General features: G+C 62.5%; 22 protein-coding genes. 19 read left to right on the forward strand and 3 right to left on the reverse strand.

The window, feature by feature from the left end; translation table 11 throughout:
* The 15 genes from rfbD to HDG33_RS31365 all read left to right on the forward strand — a co-directional run bounded on the left by rfbD (position 1) and on the right by HDG33_RS31365 (position 18,103).
* Positions 1-927, forward strand: a complete 927-nt coding sequence (gene rfbD / locus HDG33_RS31295; RefSeq protein ID WP_184038486.1) for a dTDP-4-dehydrorhamnose reductase — start codon at positions 1-3, stop codon at positions 925-927.
* A gap of 287 nt (positions 928-1,214) precedes the next feature.
* Positions 1,215-2,630, forward strand: coding sequence for a mannose-1-phosphate guanylyltransferase/mannose-6-phosphate isomerase (locus HDG33_RS31300; RefSeq protein WP_090803287.1), 1,416 nt, complete (start codon positions 1,215-1,217; stop codon positions 2,628-2,630).
* Position 2,631: 1 nt separating this feature from the next.
* A complete protein-coding gene (locus tag HDG33_RS31305; protein ID WP_184038489.1) occupies positions 2,632-3,450 on the forward strand; it encodes an ABC transporter permease in 819 nt (272 codons plus the stop codon).
* A gap of 4 nt (positions 3,451-3,454) precedes the next feature.
* The gene (locus tag HDG33_RS31310) at positions 3,455-4,231 is read left to right on the forward strand and encodes an ABC transporter ATP-binding protein (protein WP_184038491.1); all 777 of its coding nucleotides are present in this window, start codon (positions 3,455-3,457) and stop codon (positions 4,229-4,231) included.
* 190 nt (positions 4,232-4,421) lie between these two features.
* Complete coding sequence (locus HDG33_RS31315) at positions 4,422-5,804, forward strand: phenylacetate--CoA ligase family protein (RefSeq protein ID WP_184038494.1); 1,383 nt, start codon at positions 4,422-4,424, stop codon at positions 5,802-5,804.
* Complete coding sequence (locus tag HDG33_RS31320) at positions 5,801-7,378, forward strand: polysaccharide deacetylase (RefSeq protein ID WP_184038497.1); 1,578 nt, start codon at positions 5,801-5,803, stop codon at positions 7,376-7,378. Before HDG33_RS31315 ends, HDG33_RS31320 begins: the two co-directional genes overlap by 4 nt.
* Positions 7,375-8,496, forward strand: a complete 1,122-nt coding sequence (gene wecB / locus HDG33_RS31325; protein WP_184038499.1) for a non-hydrolyzing UDP-N-acetylglucosamine 2-epimerase — start codon at positions 7,375-7,377, stop codon at positions 8,494-8,496. Before HDG33_RS31320 ends, wecB begins: the two co-directional genes overlap by 4 nt.
* A complete protein-coding gene (locus tag HDG33_RS31330) occupies positions 8,489-9,742 on the forward strand; it encodes a glycosyltransferase (RefSeq protein ID WP_184038502.1) in 1,254 nt (417 codons plus the stop codon). Before wecB ends, HDG33_RS31330 begins: the two co-directional genes overlap by 8 nt.
* Positions 9,739-10,872: a glycosyltransferase gene (locus HDG33_RS31335; RefSeq protein WP_184038504.1), complete on the forward strand. Its 1,134-nt coding sequence runs from the start codon at positions 9,739-9,741 to the stop codon at positions 10,870-10,872. The genes HDG33_RS31330 and HDG33_RS31335 overlap by 4 nt, the downstream gene beginning before the upstream one ends.
* Positions 10,873-11,239: 367 nt before the next feature.
* Positions 11,240-12,664, forward strand: a complete 1,425-nt coding sequence (locus HDG33_RS31340; protein ID WP_184038507.1) for a UbiA family prenyltransferase — start codon at positions 11,240-11,242, stop codon at positions 12,662-12,664.
* A gap of 2 nt (positions 12,665-12,666) precedes the next feature.
* On the forward strand, positions 12,667-13,983 hold the full coding sequence (locus tag HDG33_RS31345) for an FAD-binding oxidoreductase (protein ID WP_184038513.1): 1,317 nt from the start codon (positions 12,667-12,669) through the stop codon (positions 13,981-13,983).
* Positions 13,980-14,720 carry an SDR family oxidoreductase gene (locus HDG33_RS31350; RefSeq protein ID WP_184038516.1) on the forward strand — a complete coding sequence of 247 codons (741 nt, stop codon included), beginning with the start codon at positions 13,980-13,982 and terminating at the stop codon, positions 14,718-14,720. Before HDG33_RS31345 ends, HDG33_RS31350 begins: the two co-directional genes overlap by 4 nt.
* 133 nt (positions 14,721-14,853) lie before the next feature.
* Positions 14,854-15,252 (forward strand): GtrA family protein, encoded by a 399-nt coding sequence (locus HDG33_RS31355; RefSeq protein WP_184038521.1) that lies wholly within the window; start codon positions 14,854-14,856, stop codon positions 15,250-15,252.
* Between the two features lie 65 nt (positions 15,253-15,317).
* Complete coding sequence (locus HDG33_RS31360; protein ID WP_184038524.1) at positions 15,318-16,790, forward strand: hypothetical protein; 1,473 nt, start codon at positions 15,318-15,320, stop codon at positions 16,788-16,790.
* Positions 16,791-16,915: 125 nt separating this feature from the next.
* The gene (locus HDG33_RS31365; RefSeq protein WP_221311601.1) at positions 16,916-18,103 is read left to right on the forward strand and encodes a hypothetical protein; all 1,188 of its coding nucleotides are present in this window, start codon (positions 16,916-16,918) and stop codon (positions 18,101-18,103) included.
* Between the two features lie 28 nt (positions 18,104-18,131).
* On the opposite strand, the gene HDG33_RS31370 is transcribed toward HDG33_RS31365, so the two are convergent.
* From HDG33_RS31370 to HDG33_RS31380, 3 genes are all read right to left on the reverse strand, one after another.
* Positions 18,132-19,292: a methyltransferase domain-containing protein gene (locus tag HDG33_RS31370; RefSeq protein ID WP_184038530.1), complete on the reverse strand. Its 1,161-nt coding sequence runs from the start codon at positions 19,290-19,292 to the stop codon at positions 18,132-18,134.
* 77 nt (positions 19,293-19,369) lie between these two features.
* Positions 19,370-20,443, reverse strand: a complete 1,074-nt coding sequence (locus HDG33_RS31375; RefSeq protein ID WP_184038533.1) for a zinc-binding dehydrogenase — start codon at positions 20,441-20,443, stop codon at positions 19,370-19,372.
* A 42-nt stretch (positions 20,444-20,485) separates the two neighbouring features.
* Positions 20,486-21,442, reverse strand: coding sequence for a class I SAM-dependent methyltransferase (locus HDG33_RS31380; protein ID WP_184038536.1), 957 nt, complete (start codon positions 21,440-21,442; stop codon positions 20,486-20,488).
* Between the two features lie 514 nt (positions 21,443-21,956).
* Here HDG33_RS31380 and HDG33_RS31385 point away from each other — a divergent pair.
* From HDG33_RS31385 to HDG33_RS31400, 4 genes are read left to right on the forward strand one after another with little or no spacing between them, the layout of a single operon-like run.
* Positions 21,957-22,946, forward strand: coding sequence for a glycosyltransferase family 4 protein (locus HDG33_RS31385; protein WP_184038540.1), 990 nt, complete (start codon positions 21,957-21,959; stop codon positions 22,944-22,946).
* Between the two features lie 49 nt (positions 22,947-22,995).
* Entirely contained in the window at positions 22,996-23,997 is a 1,002-nt protein-coding gene (locus HDG33_RS31390; RefSeq protein ID WP_260330647.1) for a glycosyltransferase, read from the forward strand.
* A gap of 14 nt (positions 23,998-24,011) precedes the next feature.
* Positions 24,012-24,602, forward strand: coding sequence for a histidine phosphatase family protein (locus tag HDG33_RS31395; RefSeq protein ID WP_184038546.1), 591 nt, complete (start codon positions 24,012-24,014; stop codon positions 24,600-24,602).
* Entirely contained in the window at positions 24,599-25,504 is a 906-nt protein-coding gene (locus HDG33_RS31400; RefSeq protein ID WP_184038549.1) for a hypothetical protein, read from the forward strand. Before HDG33_RS31395 ends, HDG33_RS31400 begins: the two co-directional genes overlap by 4 nt.
* Positions 25,505-25,518 lie beyond the last annotated feature (14 nt).

The following is a 25,518-nucleotide window of genomic DNA, read 5'->3' on the forward strand; positions in this document are numbered from 1 at the left end:
ATGAGCGCACACGACGCGAAACGGACGATTCTCGTCACCGGCGTAAATGGCCAGGTCGGCTATGAGCTCGCGCGCACGCTGCAAGGACTCGGCAACGTGGTCGCGGTCGACCGCTCGCGGCTCGATCTGTCGAACCTCGATCAGATTCGCGCGGTGGTGCGCGACGTGCGTCCCGCGCTGATCGTCAATCCGGCCGCTTATACGGCGGTGGACAAGGCCGAAGAAGAGCGCGACCTGGCAATGCGCATCAACGGCGAAGCGCCGGGCGTGCTCGCCGAGGAAGCGAAAAAGCTCGGCGCCGCGCTGATCCACTATTCGACCGACTACGTGTTCAACGGCACGAAAGAAGGCGCGTACGTCGAAGACGATCCAACCGATCCGCAGAACGTCTACGGCCGCAGCAAGCTCGCGGGCGAGCAGGCAATCGCGGCGAGCGGCGTGAATCACCTCGTCTTGCGCACGAGCTGGGTGTACGGCACGCGCGGCAAGAACTTTCTGCTGACGATGTTGCGGCTCGGCGCCGATCGTCCGGAGCTGAAGGTGGTGGCCGACCAGTTCGGCGCGCCCACCTGGTGCAACACGATCGCGACGCTGACCGCGCATCTGTGCGCGCAGTCCTTCGCCGCCGAAGACGGCGCGAAGTGGTGGGACGAGCGTTCGGGCATCTATCACCTGTGCGCGGGCGACTCGACGTCGTGGCACGGTTTCGCGTCGGCGATCTTTGAACTCGCGGATTTGCCGAACAGGCCGAACACGCTGCCGATTCCGGCCGCGGATTACCCGACGCCCGCGAAGCGCCCAGCCAATTCCAGAATGTCGAACGACAAGCTGGCGCGCGTGTTCGGGCTCGCCGCGCCGCATTGGCGCGACGCGTTGAAGCTGTGTCTGACGGACGGTTTTCCAAAGTCGCCGGCGGCGCGCACCTGAGTCGCGGTTTCGACGCAGGGCTCGCGAGCGCCGGTGCGGCGAAGGAAACACTCGCATCGGACGTCCTGCCGCGCACGCCGCTCGCCATGATGCCGTCGTGGTCCGGGACCGATCGAGACGATTGTTGTCTGACAATGGTGAAAGGGGTGCGGCGGTAGAATGTCGCTCGACGCGAGGGCGTTCCAGGCGCGGATTTAACGTTCTATGCGCAGTAGATTGCAAACGTGTGCGTCAACCGCGCGCAAGCCAGTATGGCCACGTAAAAAATACGGTATCGAGAGGAAGCTGTGAGTTTGTTACCGATCATTCTGTGCGGCGGAGCGGGATCGCGGCTCTGGCCGGTCTCGCGGGAATCGCACCCGAAGCCGTTCATCCGTCTCGCGGACGGCGAAAGCCTGCTGCAGAAAGCGTTCCTGCGCGCGGTCGCGTTGCCCGGCGTGAAGGAAGTGCTCACGGTAACCAACCGTGAGCTGTTCTTCAAGACCGAAGACGATTTCCGCGAGGTGAACGGCAAGAACGTCGCGACCTCGTTCATTCTCGAACCGTTCGGCCGCAACACGGCCGCGGCGGTTGCCACGGCGGCCTTGCACACGGCGAAGGCGCATGGCGCAGACACCGTGATGCTGGTGCTCGCCGCGGATCACCTGATCGCGGATCAAACCGCGTTCGCCGCGGCGGTCGCGCGTGCGCAGACGCTTGCGCAGGCCGGCAACGTGGTCACCTTCGGCATGCATCCGGATACGCCCGAAACCGGCTACGGCTATATCGAAGCCGATGGCGAGCGAGTCGTGCGCTTCGTCGAGAAGCCGTCGGTGGAGAAGGCCCGCGAGTATCTGGCGTCGGGCAAGTTCGTGTGGAACTCGGGCATGTTCTGCTTCACCGCGGGCACGATCCTGAAGGAAATGCGCGAGCATTGTCCCGACATTCTCGATGCCGCGGCCGAATGCATGGACAAGTCGCCGTCCGCCGAAGGCAAGAGCGGCGCGCAGGTGCGTCTCGAGCCGGGCTGCTTCGGCGCGGTGCCGGAGCTGTCGTTCGACTACGCGGTAATGGAGAAGTGCGAGCACGCGGCGGTCGTGTGCTGCAACCTCGGCTGGACCGACGTCGGCTCGTGGACCGCGCTGTCCGACCTGTCGCCGGCCGATGCGAGCGGCAACCGCGTCGAAGGCGAGGCGCTGCTCGTCGACGTGAAGAACTCGTATCTGCGCAGCGACGGGCGCCTGATCGGCGCGGTCGGCGTCGACAACCTGATCGTGATCGACACGCCCGATGCGCTGCTCGTCGCGCACCGGGATCGCGCGCAGGACGTGAAGCAGATTTTCGCGGAGCTGAAGTCGCGCGGCCATGAGACGTACAAGGTGCATCGCACCGTGCATCGGCCGTGGGGCACGTACTCGGTGCTCGAAGAGGGGCCGCGCTTCAAGATCAAGCGCATCGAGGTGAAGCCGGGCGCGAGCCTGAGCCTGCAGATGCATCATCACCGCAACGAGCATTGGGTCGTGGTGAGCGGCATGGCGAAGGTCGTCAACGGCGAAAAAGAGTTCTTCGTGTCGACCAACGAGTCGACCTATATCCCGGCGGGTCACAAACATCGCCTCGAAAATCCGGGCGTCGTCGAGCTCGTGATGATCGAAGTGCAAAGTGGCGAATATCTGGGCGAAGACGATATCGTTCGCTTCGAAGACATTTACGGACGTACTTGAGATGGATATCAGTTTTACCAATGACTCGGAAGACCTGACACGTCACAACGAGCGCGACGACCTGCTGGTCGGCATGAAAGCGGTGCGGGTCTGGGGCACGCTCGGCTGGCACGACATCCGGCAGCGTTATCGCCGCTCGGTGCTCGGGCCGTTCTGGTTCACGCTCAGCACGGTCATCATGGTGGTCGTGCTCGGCGCGTTGTACTCGACGCTGCTGCACCAGGAACTCTCCGACTATCTACCGTATCTCGCGGTGGGTCTCGTCGTGTGGGCGTATCTGGCGTCGGTTGCCAACGAGGGCTGCATGGCCTTTATCGGCTCGGCCTATCTGATCAAGCAGATAAGGTTGCCGCTCACCGTGCACGTGTGCCGCATCGCGTGGCGCAACTTCGTGATCCTGCTGCATAGCCTGCCGGTCGTCGTCGTGCTGCTGTTCGTGTTCGGTCACTGGCAGGGCTGGGAAATCGTGCTGGTGCCGTTCGCGCTCGTGATCCTGCTGCTGCACGGCGTGTGGATCGGCGTCACGCTCGGCGTGCTGTGCGCACGCTTTCGCGACATTCCGCCGATCGTCACGAACCTGATCCAGGTCGTGTTCTTCTTCACGCCGGTCATGTGGTCGCCGGAAATCCTGAAGGACCGCGCGTGGGTCGCCGAATACAACCCGCTCTATCACCTGATCGAAACGGTGCGCGCGCCGCTCACCGGCCGCCCGACCCACTGGGAGTCGTGGGCGTGGTCGATTGGTCTCCTGATCGTCGGCTTTGCGTTCGCGCAGATCCTGATGAAGCGTTTCCGTAATCGCGTTCCTTACTGGCTTTGATATTGTGAGTTCTTCATCGATTGTCGCTCGTAACATCTCCGTCGAATTTCCGATTTACGAGAACTCGCATCGCTCGCTGAAAAAGGCGGTGCTCAATTTGACGACGGGCGGCCGGATCGGCCAGGACGCGGGTCGCCATGCGATCGTCCGCGCGATCGACGACCTGAGCTTCACCTTCAGCGAAGGCGAGCGCATCGGCCTGATCGGCCACAACGGCTCGGGCAAGACGACGCTGTTGCGCACGCTGTCGGGCGTCTATGCGCCGGTGCGCGGCGAGCTGAAGGTGCAGGGCAAGATCGCGTCGCTGCTCGACGTGTCGATGGGCCTCGACCCCGACGCGACCGGCTTCGAAAACATCTATCTGCGCGGCATTCTCGACGGGCTGAAGCCCGCGCGCATCCGCAGCAAGATCGACGAGATCGCCGACTTCAGCGAACTGGGCGATTACCTGAATCTGCCGGTGCGCACCTATTCGAGCGGGATGATGCTGCGCCTCGCGTTCGCGATCTCGACGAGCGTCGAAGCCGACATCCTGATCATGGACGAATGGCTGAGCGTCGGCGACGCCGAGTTCAGCGTGAAGGCGGCCGAGCGTCTGGAAGGCCTCGTCGGCAAGGCGGCGCTGCTGGTGGTGGCGTCGCACGACCCGTCGCTGGTCGCGCGCGTGTGCAGCCGCAAGATCTCGATGGAACACGGCAAGATGGTCGCCGACGAAGCCGTGCTGCCGTCGGAAAAATCCGACGAGCCGCTCATCAGCCACACCGCGCAGTTGCCGCACTGAGCGCGCCGGCGCGCGACCGGCGCGGCGCATGCTGCGCCTGCCGCATGTGCGCCGGCGCGCGAGCTGCCAGCGCGACGGCGGCAGGCAAATCCATCGGCTCATCGGCTAAACCGCGCCCCGGCGCAAGCCAGTCCCGCAGTTCAGCAACACCCTCGTGGCCAATCCCGAGGCGTAACAAGGTTCGAATTTGATGCGAGCTAATCACCCATTTCTGCGCTACTCCGAATCCCTGCTGGTGCGTCAGCCGTTTCGCACGCTGAAGGGTTTCGCGGGCGGCTATATCGCGTATCCGATTGCGGAGAACGCCGAAAAGCGCAACGTGCGCCCGAAAATCCGCGAGCTGCGCGAGCACTATTCGCTGCCGATGCCGCATCGCCGCCGCATCGCGCTCGAACGGCTCGTCGCCACGCTCGAATTCGCCGGCGCGAAGGTGCCTTACTATCGCGACCTGTTCCAGGCGAAGCAGTTCGATCCCGCCAAGGTCAGGAACGACCCGCGCTACCTCGAAGAACTGCCGTATCTGACCAAGGACATCATCCGCGAGCAGGGTCCGCGTCTCCTGTCGGGACCGCTCGAGGCTGGCAGGCACCACGCGTGCAAGACCGGCGGCTCGACCGGCCTCTCCACGACGATTTACTACGACCAGGAAGGCGCCGATTATTCGTCGGCGGTCACCAACTATTGCCGCGAGCGGATCGGCAAGCTGCGCCATCGCTCGGAGTTGCACTTCGCGTGCCGGTTCCCGGATCAGGTCGTGCCCGAGTGGCCGTCGCGCGAAGACTTCAAATGCTTCGCGATGAACCGCAGCAATGTCTTCTTCGACCGCATCGACGATCACGGCCTCGAGGAAATGTGGCGCACGCTGAAGCGCCGCCGCCCGTATCTCGCGCACTCGCATCCGTCGACGATGTACGCGCTCGCCTGCTATGTCGAGCGCAAGTACGGCGGCGGCAACGCGTTCCAGGTGTTCGAGTCGAGCGGCGAACTGCTCGAGCCGCATGCGCGCGAGATGATCGCGAAGGCGTTGCGCTGCCGCGTGATCGACCGCTACGGCCTCGCCGAGCTCGGTGTGATGGCCTATGAGCTCGACGGTCACGAAGGCGGCTTCCAGATCCTCGAATCGGAAGGTTGGCCGGAAAGCCGCGTCGCGCCGGACAACCCCGATGGCGCGCACGAGCTCGTGTTCACCGGGTTCCGCAACCGGCTGATGCCGTTGATCCGCTACACGACCGGCGACCTCGCGCGCGTGCAGGAGACGGAGAAGGGCTTCTTCCTGACCGACGTGGTCGGCCGGATTCACGACGTCGTGCCGATCAACGGCGTCGCGCATCCGACGCACCACATCCAGGACATGCTCGATCATCGCGTCGGCGGCATCCAGGAATTCCAGATCGATCTGCGCACGGCGCCGCCCACTTTGCGCATCGTGCTCGAACCGCACGCGAGCGCGGAGGACACCACCGCGAAGCTGCGCCACTTCTGGCAGGACGCGTTCACGATCGCCTACGTCGGCCACGACGATTTCGTGCGCGTGGGCAGTCGCGCCAAATTCCGTCACGTGGTGAGCGCATGATCGGCGTCGCGTATCCCGATGCGCGCGCCGACGCCGGCCAATACGTGCTGGCGGCGCTGCGGCGCTCGGTCAGCGCGACCCAGGCCCAGGCGATCGCGCGCAACATGCTGCGCGAGATCGCGCCCGACGTCGTGGTCGCGGTCGACGCGCCCGATGCATGGAGCGCCGACCTGATCGCGTTCGTGCAGGCGCGGCCGCGCAAGCTGATCGTGTTCGGCCATATGCCGATCGCGCTCGCGGACTATCTGCGCTATCGGCCCGCGGCGTTGCCCGCCGACCTCTCGCAAGCGAGCCGCAGTGCAACGGCGCCTTCGGGCGAGTCGCGCGAAAGCGCGGCGGCGGTGCGCTACGGCGCGCTCGCGCAGACACTCGGCGGCGCGCCATGGCATCGCCCGTTCGAGCGCTTCGATTTCACCGACGAATGGAACAACCTCGGCTACGGCGCGATTCGCGCCGACGGCTCGATCTGGGCGCTCGCGCAGGCGCCCGAAGTTCCGGCCGAAGCGGAGCTGGCCGCGGTCGTCGTGAACGGCGAGCGACAGTTCGCGTACGCGGCGCTGTGGGATGCGGGCGCATCGGCCGTGCTGTGGTTCAACCGGCCGGTCGGCCCGTGCGATTCGTTCGAATGGCGCCTCGTCGAGCAGTTTCTGTCGGGCTACCGCGCTGATGCGCTGCCATGTCAGCCGGTGCTGAGCGAACTCCCGTGGGGTTACGACGCGGCGATCACGTCGCGGCTCGATTGCGACGAGGACGTCGAATCGGCGCGCCCGTTGTGGCACGCGTACCGGCGTCTCGGCGTGCCGTTCACGCTCGCCGTGCATACGCAGAACCTGCAACGCGGCGGCCAGCACGACATCCTGCGCGAACTGCTTGCCGACCGGCAGCAGGGCGCGGTGCTGTCGCACACGGCGACGCACTCGCCGAACTGGGGCGGCAGCTACGACACCGCGATCGCGGAAGGCGTGCAATCGGCCGACCTGCTCGAACGCGCGACCGGCGTGCCGGTGCGCTACGCGGTGTCGCCGTTTCACCAGTCGCCGCCGTACGCGATGCGCGGCCTGATCGACGCGGGCTACGCGGGCTGCATCGGCGGCATCATCCGCAACGATCCGGAGTTTCTGAGCGCACGCGGCGGCGCGTTGGCCGGTTTGCCGGCGGGCTTCGTCGGTCATAGCCAGCAGTGCATGCTGCACGGCGACTGCATGCTGAAAGAGGGCGATCCGCTCGCGATCTTCAAGCAGGCCTTCGACACCGCGTACGCGACCAACACGCTGTTCGGCTATCTCGACCATCCGTTCTCCGAGCGCTATGCGTACGGCTGGTCCGACGAGGCGGCGCGCATCGACGCGCACGAGCAGTTGATCGCCTACATGCGCGGCAAGGCCCAACGGCCGCTGTTCCTGCACGAGGAAGCCGCGCTCGATTTCCTGCGCTTGCGCTCGCTCGCGCAGATCGTCGAACACGACGGCGTCTTTCGCGTCGTCACGCCCTTCGCCGACACGACGCCGCTCGCGCTTGGCGTCGAGTTCCGGGGCGCTCATACCAAAGTCGAGGCGGGGAAAGCACTGCAATGAAAGTCATGGTGGTGATGGGCACGCGGCCCGAGGTCATCAAGCTCGCACCGCTCGTGCGAGCGCTGCGCAGCGAGTTCGACACGATCGTCTGCGCGAGCGGGCAGCACAGGGACATGGCCGCGCAGGCGCTCGAATTCTTCGGCATCGAACCGGACATCACGCTCGAAACGATGCACCCGGGTCAATCGCTGAACGCGCTCGCGTCGCGCCTGATCGCCGCGCTCGATCGCGCGCTCGACGAAACACGTCCCGATTGGGTGATCGTGCAGGGCGACACGACGACCGCGTTCTGCGCGGGCTTCGCGGCGTTCCAGCGCGGCATCCGCGTCGGTCACGTCGAGGCGGGGCTGCGCACCGGCGATCTGGCGAGTCCGTTTCCCGAGGAAGCGAACCGCAGCCTGCTCGGCCGCATCGCGACGCTGCATTTCGCGCCGACCTCGCGCGCGCGCGACAGCCTGCTCAGCGAAGGCGTCGCGCCAGAGAAGATCGTCGTGACCGGCAACACGGTCGTCGATGCGATCGGCGAAGTGCGCGCGAGCTGGAGCGTCACGCCGCCGGCGAGTCCGCTGCCCGCATGGCATGGCGCGCAGCAGCAGCACGTGCTCGTCACGTGCCATCGGCGCGAGAATTTCGGCGACGTGCTGCAGGACATCTGCCGCGTGCTGCGCGACCTGTGTCAGCGCTATAGCGATTACCGCTGGGTGTTCCCGGTGCATCTGAACCCGGCCGTGCGCGAGCCCGTGCATCGCGAGCTCGATGGCATTCCGAACCTCGCGCTGATCGAGCCGGTCGACTATCCGACGAGCCTTTATCTGATCAGCGGCAGCGCCGTCGTGGTCAGCGATTCGGGCGGCATTCAGGAAGAAGCGCCAACCTTCGGCGTGCCGGTCGTCGTGATGCGCAATCACACCGAGCGCCGTGAAGGCGTCGACGCCGGTTTCGCGACGCTCGCGGGCCAGAGCGCGGCGAGCATCGAAAGCGCGGTGATCGGCTGGCTCGACGATCCCGCGCGGCGCGCGGCGCTGCGCGATCGCGCGAATCCGTACGGCGATGGACTGGCCTCACGACGCATCGTCGACAGCCTGCGCGGCCGACCGGTCGAGGTGTTCGTTGGCTGACGGCAAGAACCCCGTGCTTGCCCCGCAAGACTGCGTGCTGTTTTCGAGCGCCGACTGGGACGAGCCGTACTGGACCAACAAGCAGCACACGGCGAGCATCCTCGCCGCGCGCGGCTGGCGGATTCTGTATGTGGAAAGCGTTGGCTTCCGCTCGCCGAAAGTGGCCAGCGGCCGCGACTGGTCGCGCCTGTGGCGACGTCTGTGGCGCGGCGTGCAGTCGCTCGTGCTCGGCCCGCCGCGCCGCGCCGACAACATCTGGGTGCTGTCGCCGCTGATGGTGCCGGCCGGGCATCATCTGCCGTTCGTGCGCTCGCTGAATCAGGCGATGCTGCGTTTTTCGGTGAACCGCTTCGCGAGGTCGCATCGCTACGTCAAGCCGGTCGTGTGGACGTACCACCCGTACATGCTCGATGCGATCGCGACGCTGCCGCGCGGTCCCCTGGTCTACCACTGCGTCGACGATATTGCGGCGATTCCGGGCGTCGACGTCGACGCGTTCCGCAATGCCCAGCAGGACCTGCTCGGGCGCTGCGAGGCGGTATTCACGACTGCGCAGTCGCTGAAGGACGTGTGCCAGCCGTTTAACCCCAATACGCATTTCTTCGGCAACGTCGTCGATGAAGCGCACTTCGGCGCGGCGCGCGCGGACGGCCCACTGCCCGCCGAGCTCGCCGCGATCGACGAGCCGCGGCTCGTGTATCACGGCGTGCTGTCGGACTTCAAGGTCGATCTGCCGTTGCTGCTGCAAACCGCTCAGGCGCGGCCGCAGTGGCAATGGGTGATCATCGGCGAGGAGCGCGAAGGGCAGCGCAGCGACCTGCTCGCGCAGCTCAAGCGTCTGCCGAACGTGCATCTGCTCGGCTACCGGCCGTATCGCGTGCTGCCGCAGTATTTGCGCGGCATGCGGGTCGGTGTGTTGCCGACGCTGATCAACGAATACACGCACTCGATGTTTCCGATGAAGTTCTACGAATATCTCGCGGCCGGTCTGCCGGTCGTATCGACGCCGCTCGATTTCGCGAAGGAACCGCGCGCGGGGCTCGAAGTGGGCAGCGATGCCGACGCGTTCATCGCGGCGATCGAGAAGCAGCTTGCACGCGGCAAGCTGAGCGTGGAGGAAGCCCGCGCGGCGGTTGGCGAGAACACGTGGGAAGCGCGGCTGGACAAGATGCTGGCGATCACCTTCCACTTCCCGCAGGCGGGCGGCAGCAGCGCGCGGCCACACGGCGCTGAGGTGCGCACGTGAGGGTCGTTCATGTGTACCGCACGTACTTCCCGGACCCGCCCGGCGGCCTGCAGGAAGCGATCCGCCAGATTGCGCTAGCGACGCGCGAGCGCGGCGTCGAACCGCGCATTCTGACGCTGTCGCCGAGCCCGACGCCGACCGTCGTCGAACGCCCGGAAGGGCAGGTGATCCGCGAGAAATCGTGGGCGGCGCCGGCATCGTGCGATCTCGGCGGGCCCTGCTCGGTGATCAGGTATCGCGAGCTGGCCGACTGGGCCGACGTCGTGCATTTCCACTTTCCGTGGCCGTTCGCCGACGTATTGCATCTGCTCGGACGCACCAGCAAACCGACGGTGATGACTTACCACTCCGACATCGTGCGGCAGAAGCTGCTCGGCGCCGTCTATGGACCGCTGATGCGGCGCACGCTGCGCAGCATGTCCGCGGTGGTCGCGACGTCGGCCGCCTATGCGCGGACCAGTGAGACGCTTGCCGCGTGCGTGTCGAAGGAGCGTTTGAAGACGATTCCGCTCGGCATCATCGACTATCGCGACGAGCCGCAGCCGCTCGACGCGCAGCGCAAGCTCGAGAGCCGGCTCGGCCTGGCGCCGGGCGAGCCGTATTTTCTGGCGCTCGGCGTGTTGCGCTACTACAAGGGACTGCATACGCTCGTCGAGGCCGCCCGGCATGTGCAGGCGAAAATCGTCATCGCTGGCTCGGGGCCGGAGCGCGAGCGGCTCGCCGCCTTGGCGCGGCAGCATGGCGCGACCAACGTCGTGTTTGCCGGGCAGGTCACGCATGAGGAAAAGGTTGCGCTGCTCGAGGGCTGTCGCGCGATGGTGCTGCCTTCGCATTTGCGCTCCGAAGCGTTCGGGATGGTGCTGGTCGAAGCCGCGATGTTCGGCAAACCGATGGTGTGCTGTGAGGTGGGGTCCGGGACGTCGTTCGTCAACGAGGATGGGGTGACGGGGTTTGTCGTGCCGCCCGAGGCGCCCGAACCGCTGATCGCCGCGATTAACCGGCTGGCGCTGGATGAAGCACTGGCGCGCGGCATGGGAGCGGCGGCGCGGCAGCGATATGAGCGGCTATTTTCTGGGCCAGCGTTGGGAAACGCATATAAATCGCTGTATGAACACGTATTGTCTTCCTGAGTCGTTATTTTCTTTCTCTCTATATCGCCGAAAAGCTTGCGAAAGTGTTTAATTCACCTTTGTTTGCGCAAATTCGGCCTATATGCGAGATGTTGGTATTATCTGCGCGGTCGAGCCCGGTACACTGATTATTCTGCTTCGTTACAGATATTGCGAGCTCATGGTTGTTAAATCAGTCGGCAATAAGCTGACAAATAAATTGGAAGCGGGTTGTAGGGGAGGGCGCGAGATGGTAGCGTGATGCCGCTTTACGCGGTCCGGATTCTGATCCTCGTGGTTCGACTTGACCCGCTGCCGCGCCAGAACGAATTTCTACGGCATCGCATGTGCCTTCCACACTCTTTTCTGCCCTGCGGCGGTTCACTGAATGAGCAGCAAACCACTCGTCGTCGATCTTGATGGAACTCTGATTCGCTCGGACGTCCTGATTGAATGCGGATTTGCTTTCACCCGATCCGCTCCCCATCGGTTCTACGAGCCGCTTCTGTGGCTCCTGCGCGGGGGCAAAGCCGGCCTCAAAGCCCGCTTGGCCGAAGCGACCGATATCGACGTCACCGTCCTGCCCTACGACGCCACGGTCATCGAGTGGCTGAAGGAAGAACGGGCCGCCGGGCGGTCGCTCGTGCTGGCGACCGCTAGCCATGAACGCTACGCGAAGGCGATTGCCGATCATCTTGGGCTATTCGACAAAACCTTCGCCACGCATAGCGACATCAATCTGTCCGCGCATCGCAAGCGCGACAGGCTCGTGGCCGAGTTCGGCGAGAAAGGCTTCGACTACGCGGGCAATTCGCACGACGATGTCGCAGTCTGGGCCGCGGCCGAGCGTGCTTATGTGATCAATCCGTCGAGGGGCGTAGAGCGCGCGGCCCGCAAGCAGGGCAACGTCGAGCGCGTCATCGACCAACGCTCCGCGTGGCCGGGAACCTGGGCGAAGTCGTTGCGACTGCATCAGTGGCTGAAGAATCTGCTGATTTTCGTTCCGCTGCTCGCGGCGCATCAACTGTCGGACGCCGCGCTGGTCATTGCCGCGCTCCTCGCTTTTTTTGCCTTCGGTGTCTGTGCGTCGAGCGTCTACCTGTTGAACGATCTGCTCGATCTCGAGGACGACCGGCATCATCCGACCAAGCGCAAACGCCCGCTTGCTTCGGGCGCGTTGCCGCTGGTTTGGGGCGCGGCGCTCTGTCCCGTTCTGCTGGCCGTGGGCGGCGCGATCGCGTGGTTCTGCCTGCCTCATCAGTTCGCGCTGGTTTTGTTTGGATATTACGTACTCACGCTGGCCTATTCGTTCCATCTGAAGCGGCGAGTCATGATGGACGTGGTGGTGCTGGCCTTGCTGTATACGACACGGATCATCGCCGGAAGCGCCGCGATCGATGCGCGGCTCACGTTCTGGCTGCTCGCGTTTTCGATGTTCATTTTTCTCAGCCTCGCGCTCGTCAAGCGGTATGCGGAACTGCACGCGTTGAAGGAGCGCGGCCTCGTGAAGTCACGCGGCCGCGGCTATGTCGCGAGCGATCTGCCGTTGATTTCGTCACTAGGCGCGGCCTCGGGCTATCTGTCCGTGCTGGTTCTCGCGCTTTATATTCAGGACGGCAATACGGCGAGCCTCTATCGGCATCCACAGTACATCTGGGTGGCCTGTCCTCTGCTGCTTTACTGGGTGAGCCGCACGTGGATCATCGCGCATCGCGGCTCCATGCATGACGACCCGATCATATTCGCGGCAAAAGACCGGAGCAGCTGGCTGATCATGGCCCTATGCGGTGCCGTGTTCTGGATGGCGATCTAGCCATGTCGAAAGTCCAGTCCTGGGGGCGCTATCCGTACGCGCTGCAAGAGGCCCATCCGATCGCCTGGCGTGATACGGCCACGGCGGTATGGCGAAGTGTCGGCGGCACGCAGCGCACGACCCTTGCCTTCGGCAATGGGCGCAGTTACGGCGACAGTTGCCTCGCGTCGTCGGGGCACGTGGTCCAGACGCTGCCGCTGGACCGGATGATTCTGGCCGACTGGCAAAACGGCGTATTGCGCGCTGAACCGGGCATGACGCTCGAGCAGATTCTCGACGTGGCGATTCCGCGTGGATGGATGTTGCCCGTGACGCCGGGGACGAAGTACGCGACGTTGGGCGGCGCGATCGCCAACGACGTGCACGGCAAGAATCACCATGTACGCGGCACGTTTGGCCGGCATGTGCGGCGTTTCTCCTTGCTGCGAAGCGACGGCACGCAGTTCGAATGTACGCCGGACCTCCACCCCGAGTACTTCACCGCGACGATCGGCGGCCTTGGTATGACGGGGCTGATCGCGTGGGCTGAAATCCAGCTGATGCCGATCAGGTCGAGCATGCTCGACGTGACCAGTATCCGCTTTGCCAACCTCGACGAGTTCTTCGCGCTGTCCGAACGGCTCGACGAACTGCATGAGTACAGCGTGGCGTGGGTGGACTGTCAGAGCCGCGATGCCGCGTTGGGCAGAGGCATTTTCATGGTCGGCGATCACGCCTCCGAGGGGGGGCTCGACGTCGAACGCCGCAAGACGCGTACGGTGCCGTTCACGTCGCCGATCCCCGTTTTCAACCGCCTGACCCTGCGCGCCTTCAACGAGTTGTACTACAGGCGGCAACGCGCGGACGCGGTTCGCTCGACGGTCAGTTACGACTCGTACTTCTATCCGCTCGACAGCCTGCTTGAATGGAATCGCATCTATGGCCGCTCGGGCTTCCAGCAGTATCAATGCGTGATCCCGGCAGACGTTGCGCGCGAGGCAACGCGGGCCATTCTCGACGCGATTGCCCGCAGCGGCACGGGGTCGATACTTGCCGTGCTGAAGCGCTGCGGCGCCATCAAATCGCCGGGCTTGCTGTCTTTTCCGCTCGAAGGCACCTCGCTCGCGCTCGACTTCCCGCAGCGCGAGGCATCGAATCGCAAGCTTTTCGACCGGCTGGATGCGATCGTGCGCGAGAGCGGCGGCCGTTTGTATCCCGCCAAGGACGCGCATATGTCGGGCGAAGATTTTCGCGCTGCCTATCCGCAGTGGGAACAGGTCGAAGCGCTGCGTGATCCGGCTTTGCTGTCACGCTTTTGGGAACGAACCACTCGAGTATGAAAAACATCGTTATCGTAGGCGCCACTTCGGCGATCGCCATTGCCTGTGCACGGCAATGGGCTAAACAGGGCGCGCGGTTCTTTCTCGTCGCGCGCAACATGGAGCGCCTCCAGCAGGTTGCCGACGACCTCAAGGCACGTGGTGCGCAAGACGTGCTGTGTCAGCAGTTGGACATCGATCAGCTCGGTGAACATGCCGCCATGATGCAGCGTTGTTCGGCCGAGTTCGGCGCGCTCGACATCGTGCTGGTGGCGCCCGGTACGCTGCCTGACCAGCAGGACTGTCAGAACGATGCCGACGTCGCGGTCCGCGAGTTCAATACCAATGCCGTATCGATCATCGCGTTGCTGACGCGTTTTGCCACTGTGATCGAGCAGCAGCGGCGCGGCACGATCGCGGTCATTTCGTCGGTGGCCGGCGATCGCGGTCGCCAGTCGAACTATCTGTACGGCAGTGCAAAAGCAGCGCTCTCCGCGTTTTGCGAGGGCCTGAGGGCGCGCCTGTTCAAGGCGGGCGCGCATGTGCTGACGATCAAGCCTGGCTTTGTCGCGACGCCAATGACAGCGGGTCTTCCCTTGCCGGGACCGCTTGTTGCTACCGCGGACAAGGTCGCGGGCGACATCGTGCGCGCGGTGGAAAAGGGTAGGGATGTCATTTATACCCCGTGGTTCTGGTGGGGCATCATGCTGATCATTCGCTCTATTCCTGGCCGCGTGTTCAAGCGGCTCTCGTTGTGATGCATTGCATGCATCGCGACGGATCTGCCGTGCTCGACGGCAACCGTCGCCGCCCAGCGAGCGCATGGCGCGGCGAATGTTCTTTCGACCTTCCTGACCTGGTGTGCCTTTCGTGAACTCCTCGGCAACTCCCATGAGCGCGTCGCGCCTCGTGATTTTTTACGCGATATTCGCGGCAGTTTCGATCGCCGCGAATATCGGTCTGCAGAAGCTCTCGCTGATCACCTATTCGGGAGCGTTCAGCGTGCCGCTGTCGGTGGTCGTCGGAACGGGTGGCGGGCTGGTGGTGAAGTTCTTACTCGACAAGCTCTGGATCTTTCGATACCAGCATCGCGATCTGTCGCACGGCATACAGAGTTTTCTGCTGTACACGGTGATGGGGCTCGCAACTACGGCGATTTTCTGGGGCTTCGAATTCGGCGCGGACGCGATCTATCATTCCGAGCCTGCCCGCTTTACGGGCGGCGTGATTGGCCTCGTGATCGGTTACATAGTCAAATATCGGCTCGACAAGAAGTTCGTTTTTGCCTGATTCGGGCAATGCATTGATTTTTGTAGTTGCGCTGCCGCACGCGCGTAATCAGAAAATATTGACCAATGAACATGCAACGATTTAGACAGTACCTTTCGGAGAACGCGCTTCTACTGCCGGTCACCATTGCCGTGGGTGGTTATCTCGCGTGGCAGACGCGCAACTTTCAGCTCGATGATTCGCTGATCTATCTGCGATATTTGCGCAATCTGTTTGACGGGCAAGGGCTTACCTACAACGCGGGCGATCGCTTCAACGGGCTCACCTCGCCGTTGTACTCCTACTTGCTGATCGTGGCGAACGTCGTGGCCGGTAATTTGCAATATACGACGATCTTTTTGTCGTTCGTGTTCCTGTGCGCGGCCGCGATCACCGGAGCGCATCTGCTGGCGAGCGGAAAATACGAACAGACGCTGTGCGCGCTGATCGTTGTTTCCTTCAATTATTTTTACGACACCTTTGGGATGGAGACTTCGCTGTTTCTGTTCCTCTCCGCGCTCGCATTGGTACTCTATCGCAGGGAGCAATTTTTCGGTCTGGGTGTGGTGCTGGGCCTGCTGTTCATCACGCGCAGTGAAGGTGTGTTCCTTGGCCTCGTCGTGGTCGTCGATTACTTCATCAGGAACAGAAAACTGCCTCATGTTAAGTATTTGGTCGCGCCGGTCATTCTGCTCGCGGCCAATTTCATATTTAACTACTACTACTACGGCGCGTTTCTTCCGGCCACCGGCAATGCGAAGCTCGGACAGGGCAAGTCGGGGTACTGGGGCGAGGGACTGATTTTTCTCCACGTGCAGTACATGAAGGACGCTTTCTTCGGGGGCGACTTCCGGCTGCTCGCGTTCATGCTGCCGATCGGTCTCGTCGGTGTGCTGTCGAGTCTCGGCAAAAGGATCGCGTGGCTCGTCATTCTCTATCTCGTGCTGCTGGGCTCGTTTTATGTGTTTCTGCATATTCCGAATTACCACTGGTACTACGCACCATTCTTCTTCTTCGGCTTGTTGTTCGTTGGTGTCGGCGCGTGGAGAGTGCTCAGCTTCACGTACGAGCGGTCCCGGGAGAGTTCTGTTTTCCTCTCGCTGTTCCTTGCGTTTTTTCTCGTCACGAGCGGCTTCGTTTACCACAGCTTTAGTATCTCGAACGTGCAGCGCGGCCCCATGGACGCATACAAGAATATTGGTGAATGGATAAAAACCAACACACCTGCCAAGGCGGTCGTTGCAAGCGTCGAGATCGGAACCGTGGGCTGGTACTCCGACCGGTACATCATCGACATTCTCGGTCTGACCAATCGCTATAACGCGGACTACATTGCTCGCAAGGATCTTTACTCGTGGCTCACGAAGTACAGCCCGGATTACATTCTCGTGCATGAGCCGCTCTGGACTTTCGAGGCAAGCGCGAATTGCCTGCTCGCGAGCCAGGCCTATGCTCCTGTGGACACATTCCATTTCGCTGGTTACCGCCTGCTACGGCGCAGTGACGCCGCGGGGACGCAGCAGCAGATTCAAATATGCGCAAAAGGGCCGCGGACCTGATGAGCCCTGCAACACTCGTTGCGATTTCATGCCTGCCGGCTTGAGGCAATAACGGCCGACTCGATGTTCGAGTCGGCTGTGGGCTTCTGCTCATCTTTTTGTCCAAAAAATACTGAATTACGGGTATGCAGCGAGAAAAACCCCGCCTCTTCCCATTGCTCGTGTTTTTATGCGCGTTGCTGCTCATGTGGTATCGGGCGCCTCAGCGCATCGAGCACGGCTTTCTGTGGGCCGAAGACGCCACGATCTTTATCGCGCAAGCGCACGAACTGGGTATCCGGTCATTCGTCCAGGGCTATTCCGGCTATTGGCATGTCGTTCCGCGTCTGGTCGCGTGGCTGCAGATGAAAACGACGCCAATCGACGAGGCGCCGTACTTTTTCATGTGGGCGTGCGCGTTGATCACGGCCGGGTCGAGCGCCTACATGGCTCACGCGTTTAGAATCTTCTCGCGTCCCATCGCCGCACTTCTCGCACTCGGACCTCTGCTGGTCCCGCAGACGGGCGAGACGCTGCTGAACGTTACGAATATTCAATGGATACTGCTTCCGGCGCTCATCGTTCTGCTGTGGGAAAACCTGTTCAATCCGCCGACATCCTGGTATAGCGTTCGGGCCTTGGCGGCTGCGGTCATTGCGTTGACAGGCCCCTTTGGCATCATCACGTTCGGCCCGACCGTGCTGGCTTGTATCTGCGCGCGGCGTCGTGGGAAGTTTTCATATCGTCAGACTGGCTTTCTGGCCGTCTATACCGCGGGCGTAGCGGGGCAGGTTTATGCGGTCGCAACGAACGCCTCGCCGCCGCTCGACTTCGGCCCGGCGCCGTATGTGTGGCGTTATGGCTCCCGGATGATCCGCGAGCTGTTTTGCAGTCTGCTGCCGTCCCCGGATAGCATTCCGCTAATCGCCGGCTTGATCCTGGCGATCGTCTTGGTGTTCGTCGTGGCGAGATCGCGAGCGGTTTTTGCCTGTCTGCTGCTCGCGCCGATGGCGGGCATCATCTGGTTGCTCGGCGCCGCGAGATCGAATCCGTACTCGGTGCACATGGAGTGGTACGGCTTCGGTGCCCGGTACATCTATCCTGCCTTGCTGTTCTTTTTCTGGGCCGCGCTGCTGTCGATCGCAACGTCGAGGTCGAAGCTGTCGCGGGTATTAGCGGGGGGATTCGCCGTCGTTATCCTGCTGGCCAGCGCTACGAGATTTCCCGCGTCGGAATGGCCAATGTGGAACATTACGGCGAACGACAAGGGGCATACGCTAAAGGTCGCGCCGAACTGGGCGGTACAGATTCCTGCTAGCCCGCCCAGCCATTAGGTCATCGCGCGTTTCCCCGTCTCGATCGTTACCTCGCTTCAATGGCGACCGGAGCAGGGGCAGCCTGAGCCTCGGGGGCCGGCCGCAAGGCCCGCCCCTCCCGCCATCCATATTGAAGGTAATGCTGACCCGCATTCACGCCCACCGCCGCCACGTCCGTATTGACGGCGAGATATTCCTGCTCGTTGAAACCCGGCGGCAATTCGACCGCTACGTCCGGGTCCAGTTCGCTGGGCTGTCCGCTCACGCGCGGCGTGCTCTTACGGGCGTTCGGTCCGGCGCATAGCTCCTTGAGTTTGCGATGCGTGCGCCAGAACGGCACGGCCGGCGTCGCGTCGCTGGCCTCGCGCTCCATTCGCCGCCAGCTGTCGGCAATATATTGGCGATCGCGCGAGCGCCTCATCACGACAGAAAACTCGATATCGTTGTGCAGCGTGTCGTTGAAATCTTCACAAGCGAAATCGATCAGCTCCATTTCGCAAAGATCGGCGATCAGTTTTGCAAACGAGCGCGGCGTGAAAACCCAGCAGTGAACGTCGTGATAGGTGCCGTTTTCGAAGGCGTCGCGTGCGACATGCAGCGCGCCCTGCCATGTATGGAGCCGCTTGACCGAATGTGGGTCGATCCGCTTTTGCCATGCTTCCAGCGTCGAGATATCGGCGGCGGACAGGCAGTGATCCAGTACCGAGTAGGACTGCGGTACCCGGGCACGGGCGATATAGCTTGCCAGCACTTCGGGCAGCCGGCTTTCGCGGCGTAAATAGTCGAAGGTGAAGCGCCGGTCGGGCACGGCGAGACGCACTTCGCCGGTCCGCTTGAGAACCGTGGCCAGTTCTCTTAGCCACGTCACGAGATCGGGAACATGCTCGACGACATGAGAGGCCACCACGTAGTCGACATAGCGACCCTTGATAGCTTCGTGCAGCGTATTGCGCCCCCATATCGCATCGACATCGACGATCTCATTGACGTCGAGATTAGGATCGTCCTTGTACTTCTCTCGCAGGTGCGGCGTGTCCGTATGGTCGACGTAAATGATCTCGCCGCCGTCGCTGCGTCGCACGAGAGGCCAGCAAAGCGGGCCTATTTCCACGCCGACGCTTTCCTTGACGTTCAGGCCTTTCAGCAAACGGCAACGCCGCTTATCTCGAAATTCATCGATGCTTGGAGCATTGTCTTCCTTCGCCATGTTGCCTCCTCGTATTGGACGGCACAGCTTCCAGTTATGACCGATGTTCACTGCATTGCGCGAGACCGCTTACACCATCAGGTATGCATCTGCACCTTGATGGAGTCCGAACTTTTGTCGCTGGCCAGACGAAAGGCCTCGTCGACGTCGTCGAGGCTCAGGTCGTGCGTGATCATGGCGCGCAACGTATCGCCCTTGCGCGCCAGCAGATCGATCGCGAGCGCGAAGTCGTGCTGACCGTCGATATAGCCGTAGCAGTTCGGCAAATGAATCGTCAGTTCCTTGATGTGCGGTTTGATGATTTCGATGTTCCTGAAGCCGTGATCGAAGGCACCGAGCACGCACACGTGGCCGAGCGGGCGCACGAACTGACAGGCGAAGTCGAACGTGTCGGCCGTTCCGCCGACCGCTTCGATCGCGTAGTGCGCGCCCAATCCGCCGGTTGCCTGTTCGACCATGGCGAGCGCTTCGGCGCGATCGGCCGGCAGGATCGCGGTGGCGCCCATCGCCAGCGCCGCGCGCGCCTGAGCCGCGTGTCTTGCGACCACGTAGACATTTTCACTGCCAGCGTCCACCGCCGCGGCGAGTGCCGCGAGGCCGATCGTGCCCGCGCCGATCACGACGCCGACCGAGCCGCGCGCAATCGGCATCTTGCGGCACCCGTGGATGCCGACCGCCACCGGCTCGACGATGGCGCCGAGCTGATCGTCGACGGCATCGGGCAGCGGGAACACGCCCGATTCCTTGGTGCGCACGTATTCGGCAAAGCCGCCGCCGAACGGAAATTCGCGCGCGCGGCAGTGAATCGGCGTGCCGAGCTTGCAGTACTCGCATTTGCCGCACGCGGTGCCCATCACCATGTCGATCGTCACGCGCTGGCCGACGCGCACGCTCGTCACGCCCTCGCCGATCTCGACCACGGTGCCGCTCAGTTCGTGGCCGTTCGGAACGCTTTGATGAACGTCGACGTTCCGGTAAGCGTGCAGATCGCTGCCGCAGATACCGACGCTCGCCACCTTGACGATCACGGTGCCGGGTAGCAACTCAGGTACCGGGATGCGGCCGACCTTCATCGCGCGCACCCCGTCTTGCAAGCCGGCTCGCATGGACGCGCCTTCGGTGCGATGCTCGAGCGCGTTCGTCGAAGTCATCTATCAATCTCCGCAAAAGGTGAGACGTTTGCGCCGCGGCGCCTAACGTGTCTTTCGAATCCAGAAGCTCGCGCCGGGATTGCGCATGAAGAGCGGCATCCGCGCGTTCATCAGGTCCGCATGGAAGTGTCCCATGAACGTATTCATCAGGACAACTTCGAACGCGCTGTTGTACTGGAGGAAGGCGCGCAGCAGATAGGCTTCGTTCCACGCGCGGCCTTCGTAGATCCACTGCGGCGGGTATTCGAGCGGCAGGAACACGTCGTGAAAGTGTATGTGCACGCCGGGCGCGAGGATCGGCAGTATCTCGAAGACGATGCGGTTCACGTCGCTGCCGATCTTGCTCACGTGCGACGAATCGACGAACAGTATGTCGTTCGCTTCGAGCTCCGCGAATACGGACAGGTCGACGTCCTGCGCGAGCGACTTGACGATCTTCGAGGTGACCTTGTCTTTCTCGGTCAGCAACGACAGCAAGCGTTCATTGTTCGGTTCGACGAAGGTGCACTGGATCTGGCCGTCGAAGAACAGGTCGTTGGTATCGAGCGAAACGGCGGACGAGAAACCCGAGCCGATCTCGACGATGCGGCGCGGCCGCAGGTGGCGAATCATGCAGTGCAGCGACGTCGCGTCGCCATACGAGAACATCACGTTCTCGAAGTAGAAGCGCAGGCCGTCTTTCTTGTGCGGCTCGAACGGCATTTCGCCGTAGTACTTGTCGGCGAACTCGCCGACGAGCCGCACCTGCGCCTCTTCGTTGAACTCGATGCCGGGCAGCGTGCGCGAGACGTTGCCGAACAGCCGTGCTTCGTCCTGTTTGATGTCGGGGATCGACGGGATCGGCGAATAGTAGTGGCCTGGAGGCACGTCGCCGAGATTCGAAAAGTGCGGAATATTGACCTGAAGCGCGTCGCGATACTTGTCCCGTTCAGCGATCAGTTCTGCAATCTCGGGATGCTGCGCGGCAAGTGAATCGAGAAGCTCGGGCGATGCCGACATCTTGTTTCTCCGCTTGAAAGAATTTGCGAAAAGCCATGACAGAACAGCGAATTCATACCGATATGCCGACTGGCTGGCGAGCCGGCCCTCCCGGCCGGCCAGTCTATCGTACCCCCAGTATTCTGCACGTCCAACATTTCCTGATGTTCCGACATGAGCCCGCATTTACCGTTACTTACAAATTATTCGTCATAGCAATCGGCACAGCCGCGAGGCCAAGGGTCATGCGCCGTCCGTTTTCCGCGGATACCGCGCGTGGCTCGCGAGTGCGCGGCAGAAGAGGGCGGGGCGGTCATCGTTTCGTAAGCCACGTAAGCCGACGAAAGCATGCAGCAGGGTGCTCTGCGCGTCGCTCGTGGGCGATCGTCTGCGTGACGATTTGGCGTAAAATCGAGCCCCTGCCGATAATAGTCCGCGCCTGTTTCACAGGTCGCGCGAACGCGCGAATTCCGCACCGTCCGGCGGACGGCAGCAGCGCCCACGATACGGGACGATTCGGGACGGAGCCCGCAATATGCATTTTAAAATTCTCCTGACTACTCACAGTACCGCGTTCATGACGAGCGGTGGTGGTGAGTCGGAACTCGTGCAGGTCGCCGAACTTCTCAACGATTCGGACGTACAGGCCGACATTTACGGCATTCGCAGCCGGCCGCTACGCTTTTACGACGCGGTGATGCACTTCTCCGTCCATGCGGACGGCGAAGCGATCGTTCGCGAAACGGTGAATCAGGGCAAGAAGCTGTTCCTGTGGCCGAACGTCTGGTGGTTGAGCGCGCCCGACCCGGCGGAAATCAGCCGCATCGAGGCGTTCGTGCAGCGTGCCGAGCGGCTACTGTTCAAGTCCTCCGCCGAACTCGCGCACTTCAACAGGTACATCCCGGTCGATCCAGGTAAATGCGTGGTGGTGGGCTCCGGCATATCCGACCGGTTCCTGCTGCCGGCCGACAAGGATTTGCTCCCCACGGTCTGCGACGTCTCGGACTACGTGCTGTGCCTCGGCTTGATCGAGCCGATCAAGAATCAGCTCGAACTGATCCGCGCACTGAACCAGCTCGACATGAACGGCCTGATGGTCGGCGGTTTCAGGGACGAGGAGTATTACCGGCAGTGCGTTCGCGAAGCGCGTCGGGGCATTCATTTCCTGCCGTTCATCCAGCCCTGCAGCGCGCTGTTGCGCTCCGCGCTCGCCAGCGCGATGGTAGTGGCGGAGCCGAGCCTCGATCCGCCCGGGCGCTCGTGCCTCGAAGGCGCGTTCGTGAAGCAGCCGCTCGTCATGGTTGATGGGGATTGGCAGCGCGAGCACTTCGACGACAATGTCTGGTACGCGGCTTCTACCCGCGCGCCGGACATCGTTCCCGCCATTCAGGCTGCCCTGACCGACCCGGACAGGGACGAAAAGATTGAAAGTAACTACGAACGCGTCTATGCACGGCACTCGTCGAGCACGGTAGCAGCAGACCTAATCAGACACCTGATCGATGCCGGCCTCACAAATTACTAAGATTCCCCGACTGCTCGTCGTTCAGCGGCGCTCCATGACCGATGGGCGAATGAATTCGCGCACCATCGGCGCGCGCTTCGCGCCTTTGCTTTCGTACATGCAGCGCCATCGGTTGATCGAATGGGAGCAGATCTCGGAGGCGGACGTTGGCGTCAGCCATCTGCATCGCTTCGACGTCGTGCTGTTCAACAAGCACGTGTCGAATCTGTCGCTGAAGATCATGCGGATGGCCAACGAACTCGGTCTTCATACGATTTACGATCTCGACGACTGGCTGCTCGATCTGCCGTCGTGGAGCGTGCTCGAAATGAACGAGGACGTGCTCTACAACGTGCTCGCGATGATTCGCGAAGCGAGCGCGGCCACGGCGTCGAACTCGCTGTTGCAGGAGCGCATGCGCAAAGTGCGGCGCTCGGACGACGTGCTGATCATCCCGAACGGTTTCGACGATCAGGCATTCGACCTGTCGCCGGAACTGTGGACCGAAACCCAGCCGCCGAAGATCGTCTTCTCCAATCTCGACGGCATCAAGCTCGTGAGCTTTCGCAAGGAGTTTTTCGGCACCTTGCGCAGTTTTCTCGCGCGCCACGAAAACGTGTCGATCGACTTCTGGGGCGATCCGTTTCCGGAGCTCAACACGATTGCCCGCATGACGCATCGCGGCAGCCGCGGCAACCTCGAATACAAGAAGGCCATTCGCGACGAAGGCTACACGTTCGCGATCGTGCCGCTCGGCGCCGAAGAGGATCCGGAGACGCTGTTTTTCAACTCGTGCAAGTCGCCGATCAAATACGCGGACTACGGCAGCCTCGGCATCCCGAGCATCTATTCGGATTGCCCGACCTACCGCGAGAACGTCAAACATCGTGAGACGGGATACATTGCGTCGAACACGGCCGAGAGCTGGGCACGAGCGCTGGAGGACATGCTGGGCGACCCGCAGCTTCGCCAGTCGATCCGCCGCAATGCCTACGCCGACGTGTTCGACCGTTTCAGCGTGCGACGCATTTCGTCGATGTTCCTGAAGGCCTTGCCCGACCCCAAGCCTTAAAGCAGCTAACACCTATGGATCTTCTTCTGATTCGCCACGGCCAATCGCACGCCAACGTGGCTGGCCTGTTGAACTCGACCGAGCAGGACGAGTTGACCGAGCATGGCCTGCAGCAGGCCGCGAAGCTACGCACGCTGATGGAAAGTCACGGTTTCGCGCCCGACCGCGTTTTTTCGAGCCCGTGGCGGCGCGCGTTGCAGACCACTGAAGTGCTGTTCAAGGACAACAGCGACTGGACCGTCGACGCCCGTCTCGGCGAAACCAATGCGGGGCGGTTCGCGACCTGGAAGGCCGAAGATTTTCGTCTGGCGTTTCCCGACTGGGGCAAACATCTGTCGGACCGTTACGAAGGCGGCGAGTCGCATCTCGAACTGGCCGCGCGTTCGGTGAACTGGCTCGAGGAGGAGGTGCTGCGGCACGCTGAGCAGCCTGGCCTGATCGCCGCCGTGTGTCACGCGGGACCGATCTCGGTGATCTCGCAATACCTGCTGAACGTGCCGTTGTCCCGCTTTCCCAACGTGCTGGTGCCGAATGCATCGCTCACGCTGTTCCGGCGCAACGTGCATACGGGAAACTATTATCTGCAGATCGCAGGGCTGTCATGAGTGCATCGATCAAGATCTTCGAGCCGCTTTACGCACCGGGACAGGTCCTGTCCGAACAGGCTTTTCATCCGCTCGAACTGCGCGATAACGCGCACGCCGCGTGGCGCGAGTTTTATATTCTCGTCGACATGTACCGCAAGGGCATGCATCGGCAGCAGCAGATCACCGGTCTTTTTTCGCCGAAGTTCGCGCTGAAGGCGCGCATGGACGGCAGCCGGTTTCTGGAGTTCGTGCAGGCCAATGCCGACGCCGACGTCTGGATGATCAATCCGTTTCCGCAACTCGCGTATTTCTCGTACACCGCGTGGATGCAGGGCGAGCATGCGCATCCGGGACTCGTCGAGCGCAGCCAGCAACTGCTCGACGCCTGCGGCATTGCGTGGAATCTGCGTGAGGCGCCCCGTCAGTCGCCGCACACGCTGTGCTATTGCAATTTCTGGGTCGGTTCGCAGTCGTTCTGGGAAAGCTACGTCGGCAAGGTGCTTGAGCCGATTGCCACGTTTCTCGAAACGCAGAGCGGCACCGAGGCCGCGCGCGGGGTGCTGGAGCCCACGATCCACTCGGACGACGCACCGTTCCTGCCATTCGTTGCCGAGCGTCTGTTCAGCACGTATCTGTCGCTGCATCCCGAACTGAAGGTGGCGGCCTATCCGATCGAAGGCGATCGGGTGCTGGACTATTGCGTCAGCGATTTCGAAAAAGACATCGTGCGCTACATGCAAAAACCGATCGACGCGGCGGATCGCGCGCCGGTCTTTCCGCCCGAGCAGATTGCATTGATGGACTTGCTGTGCACGCTATCGCAGAAGTACGTGCGTGCGCATTTCTCGTTCACGCCGCATCCGCATACGGGGCAACCGATCGACTTCGACAGGACCGGCAAGCCGTTTGCGAACGAGTGATGCGGCGCGATCGG

The organism is Paraburkholderia sp. Cpub6, from assembly GCF_014201065.1.
In the GTDB taxonomy this organism is placed as follows: Bacteria; Pseudomonadota; Gammaproteobacteria; order Burkholderiales; family Burkholderiaceae; genus Paraburkholderia; species Paraburkholderia tuberum.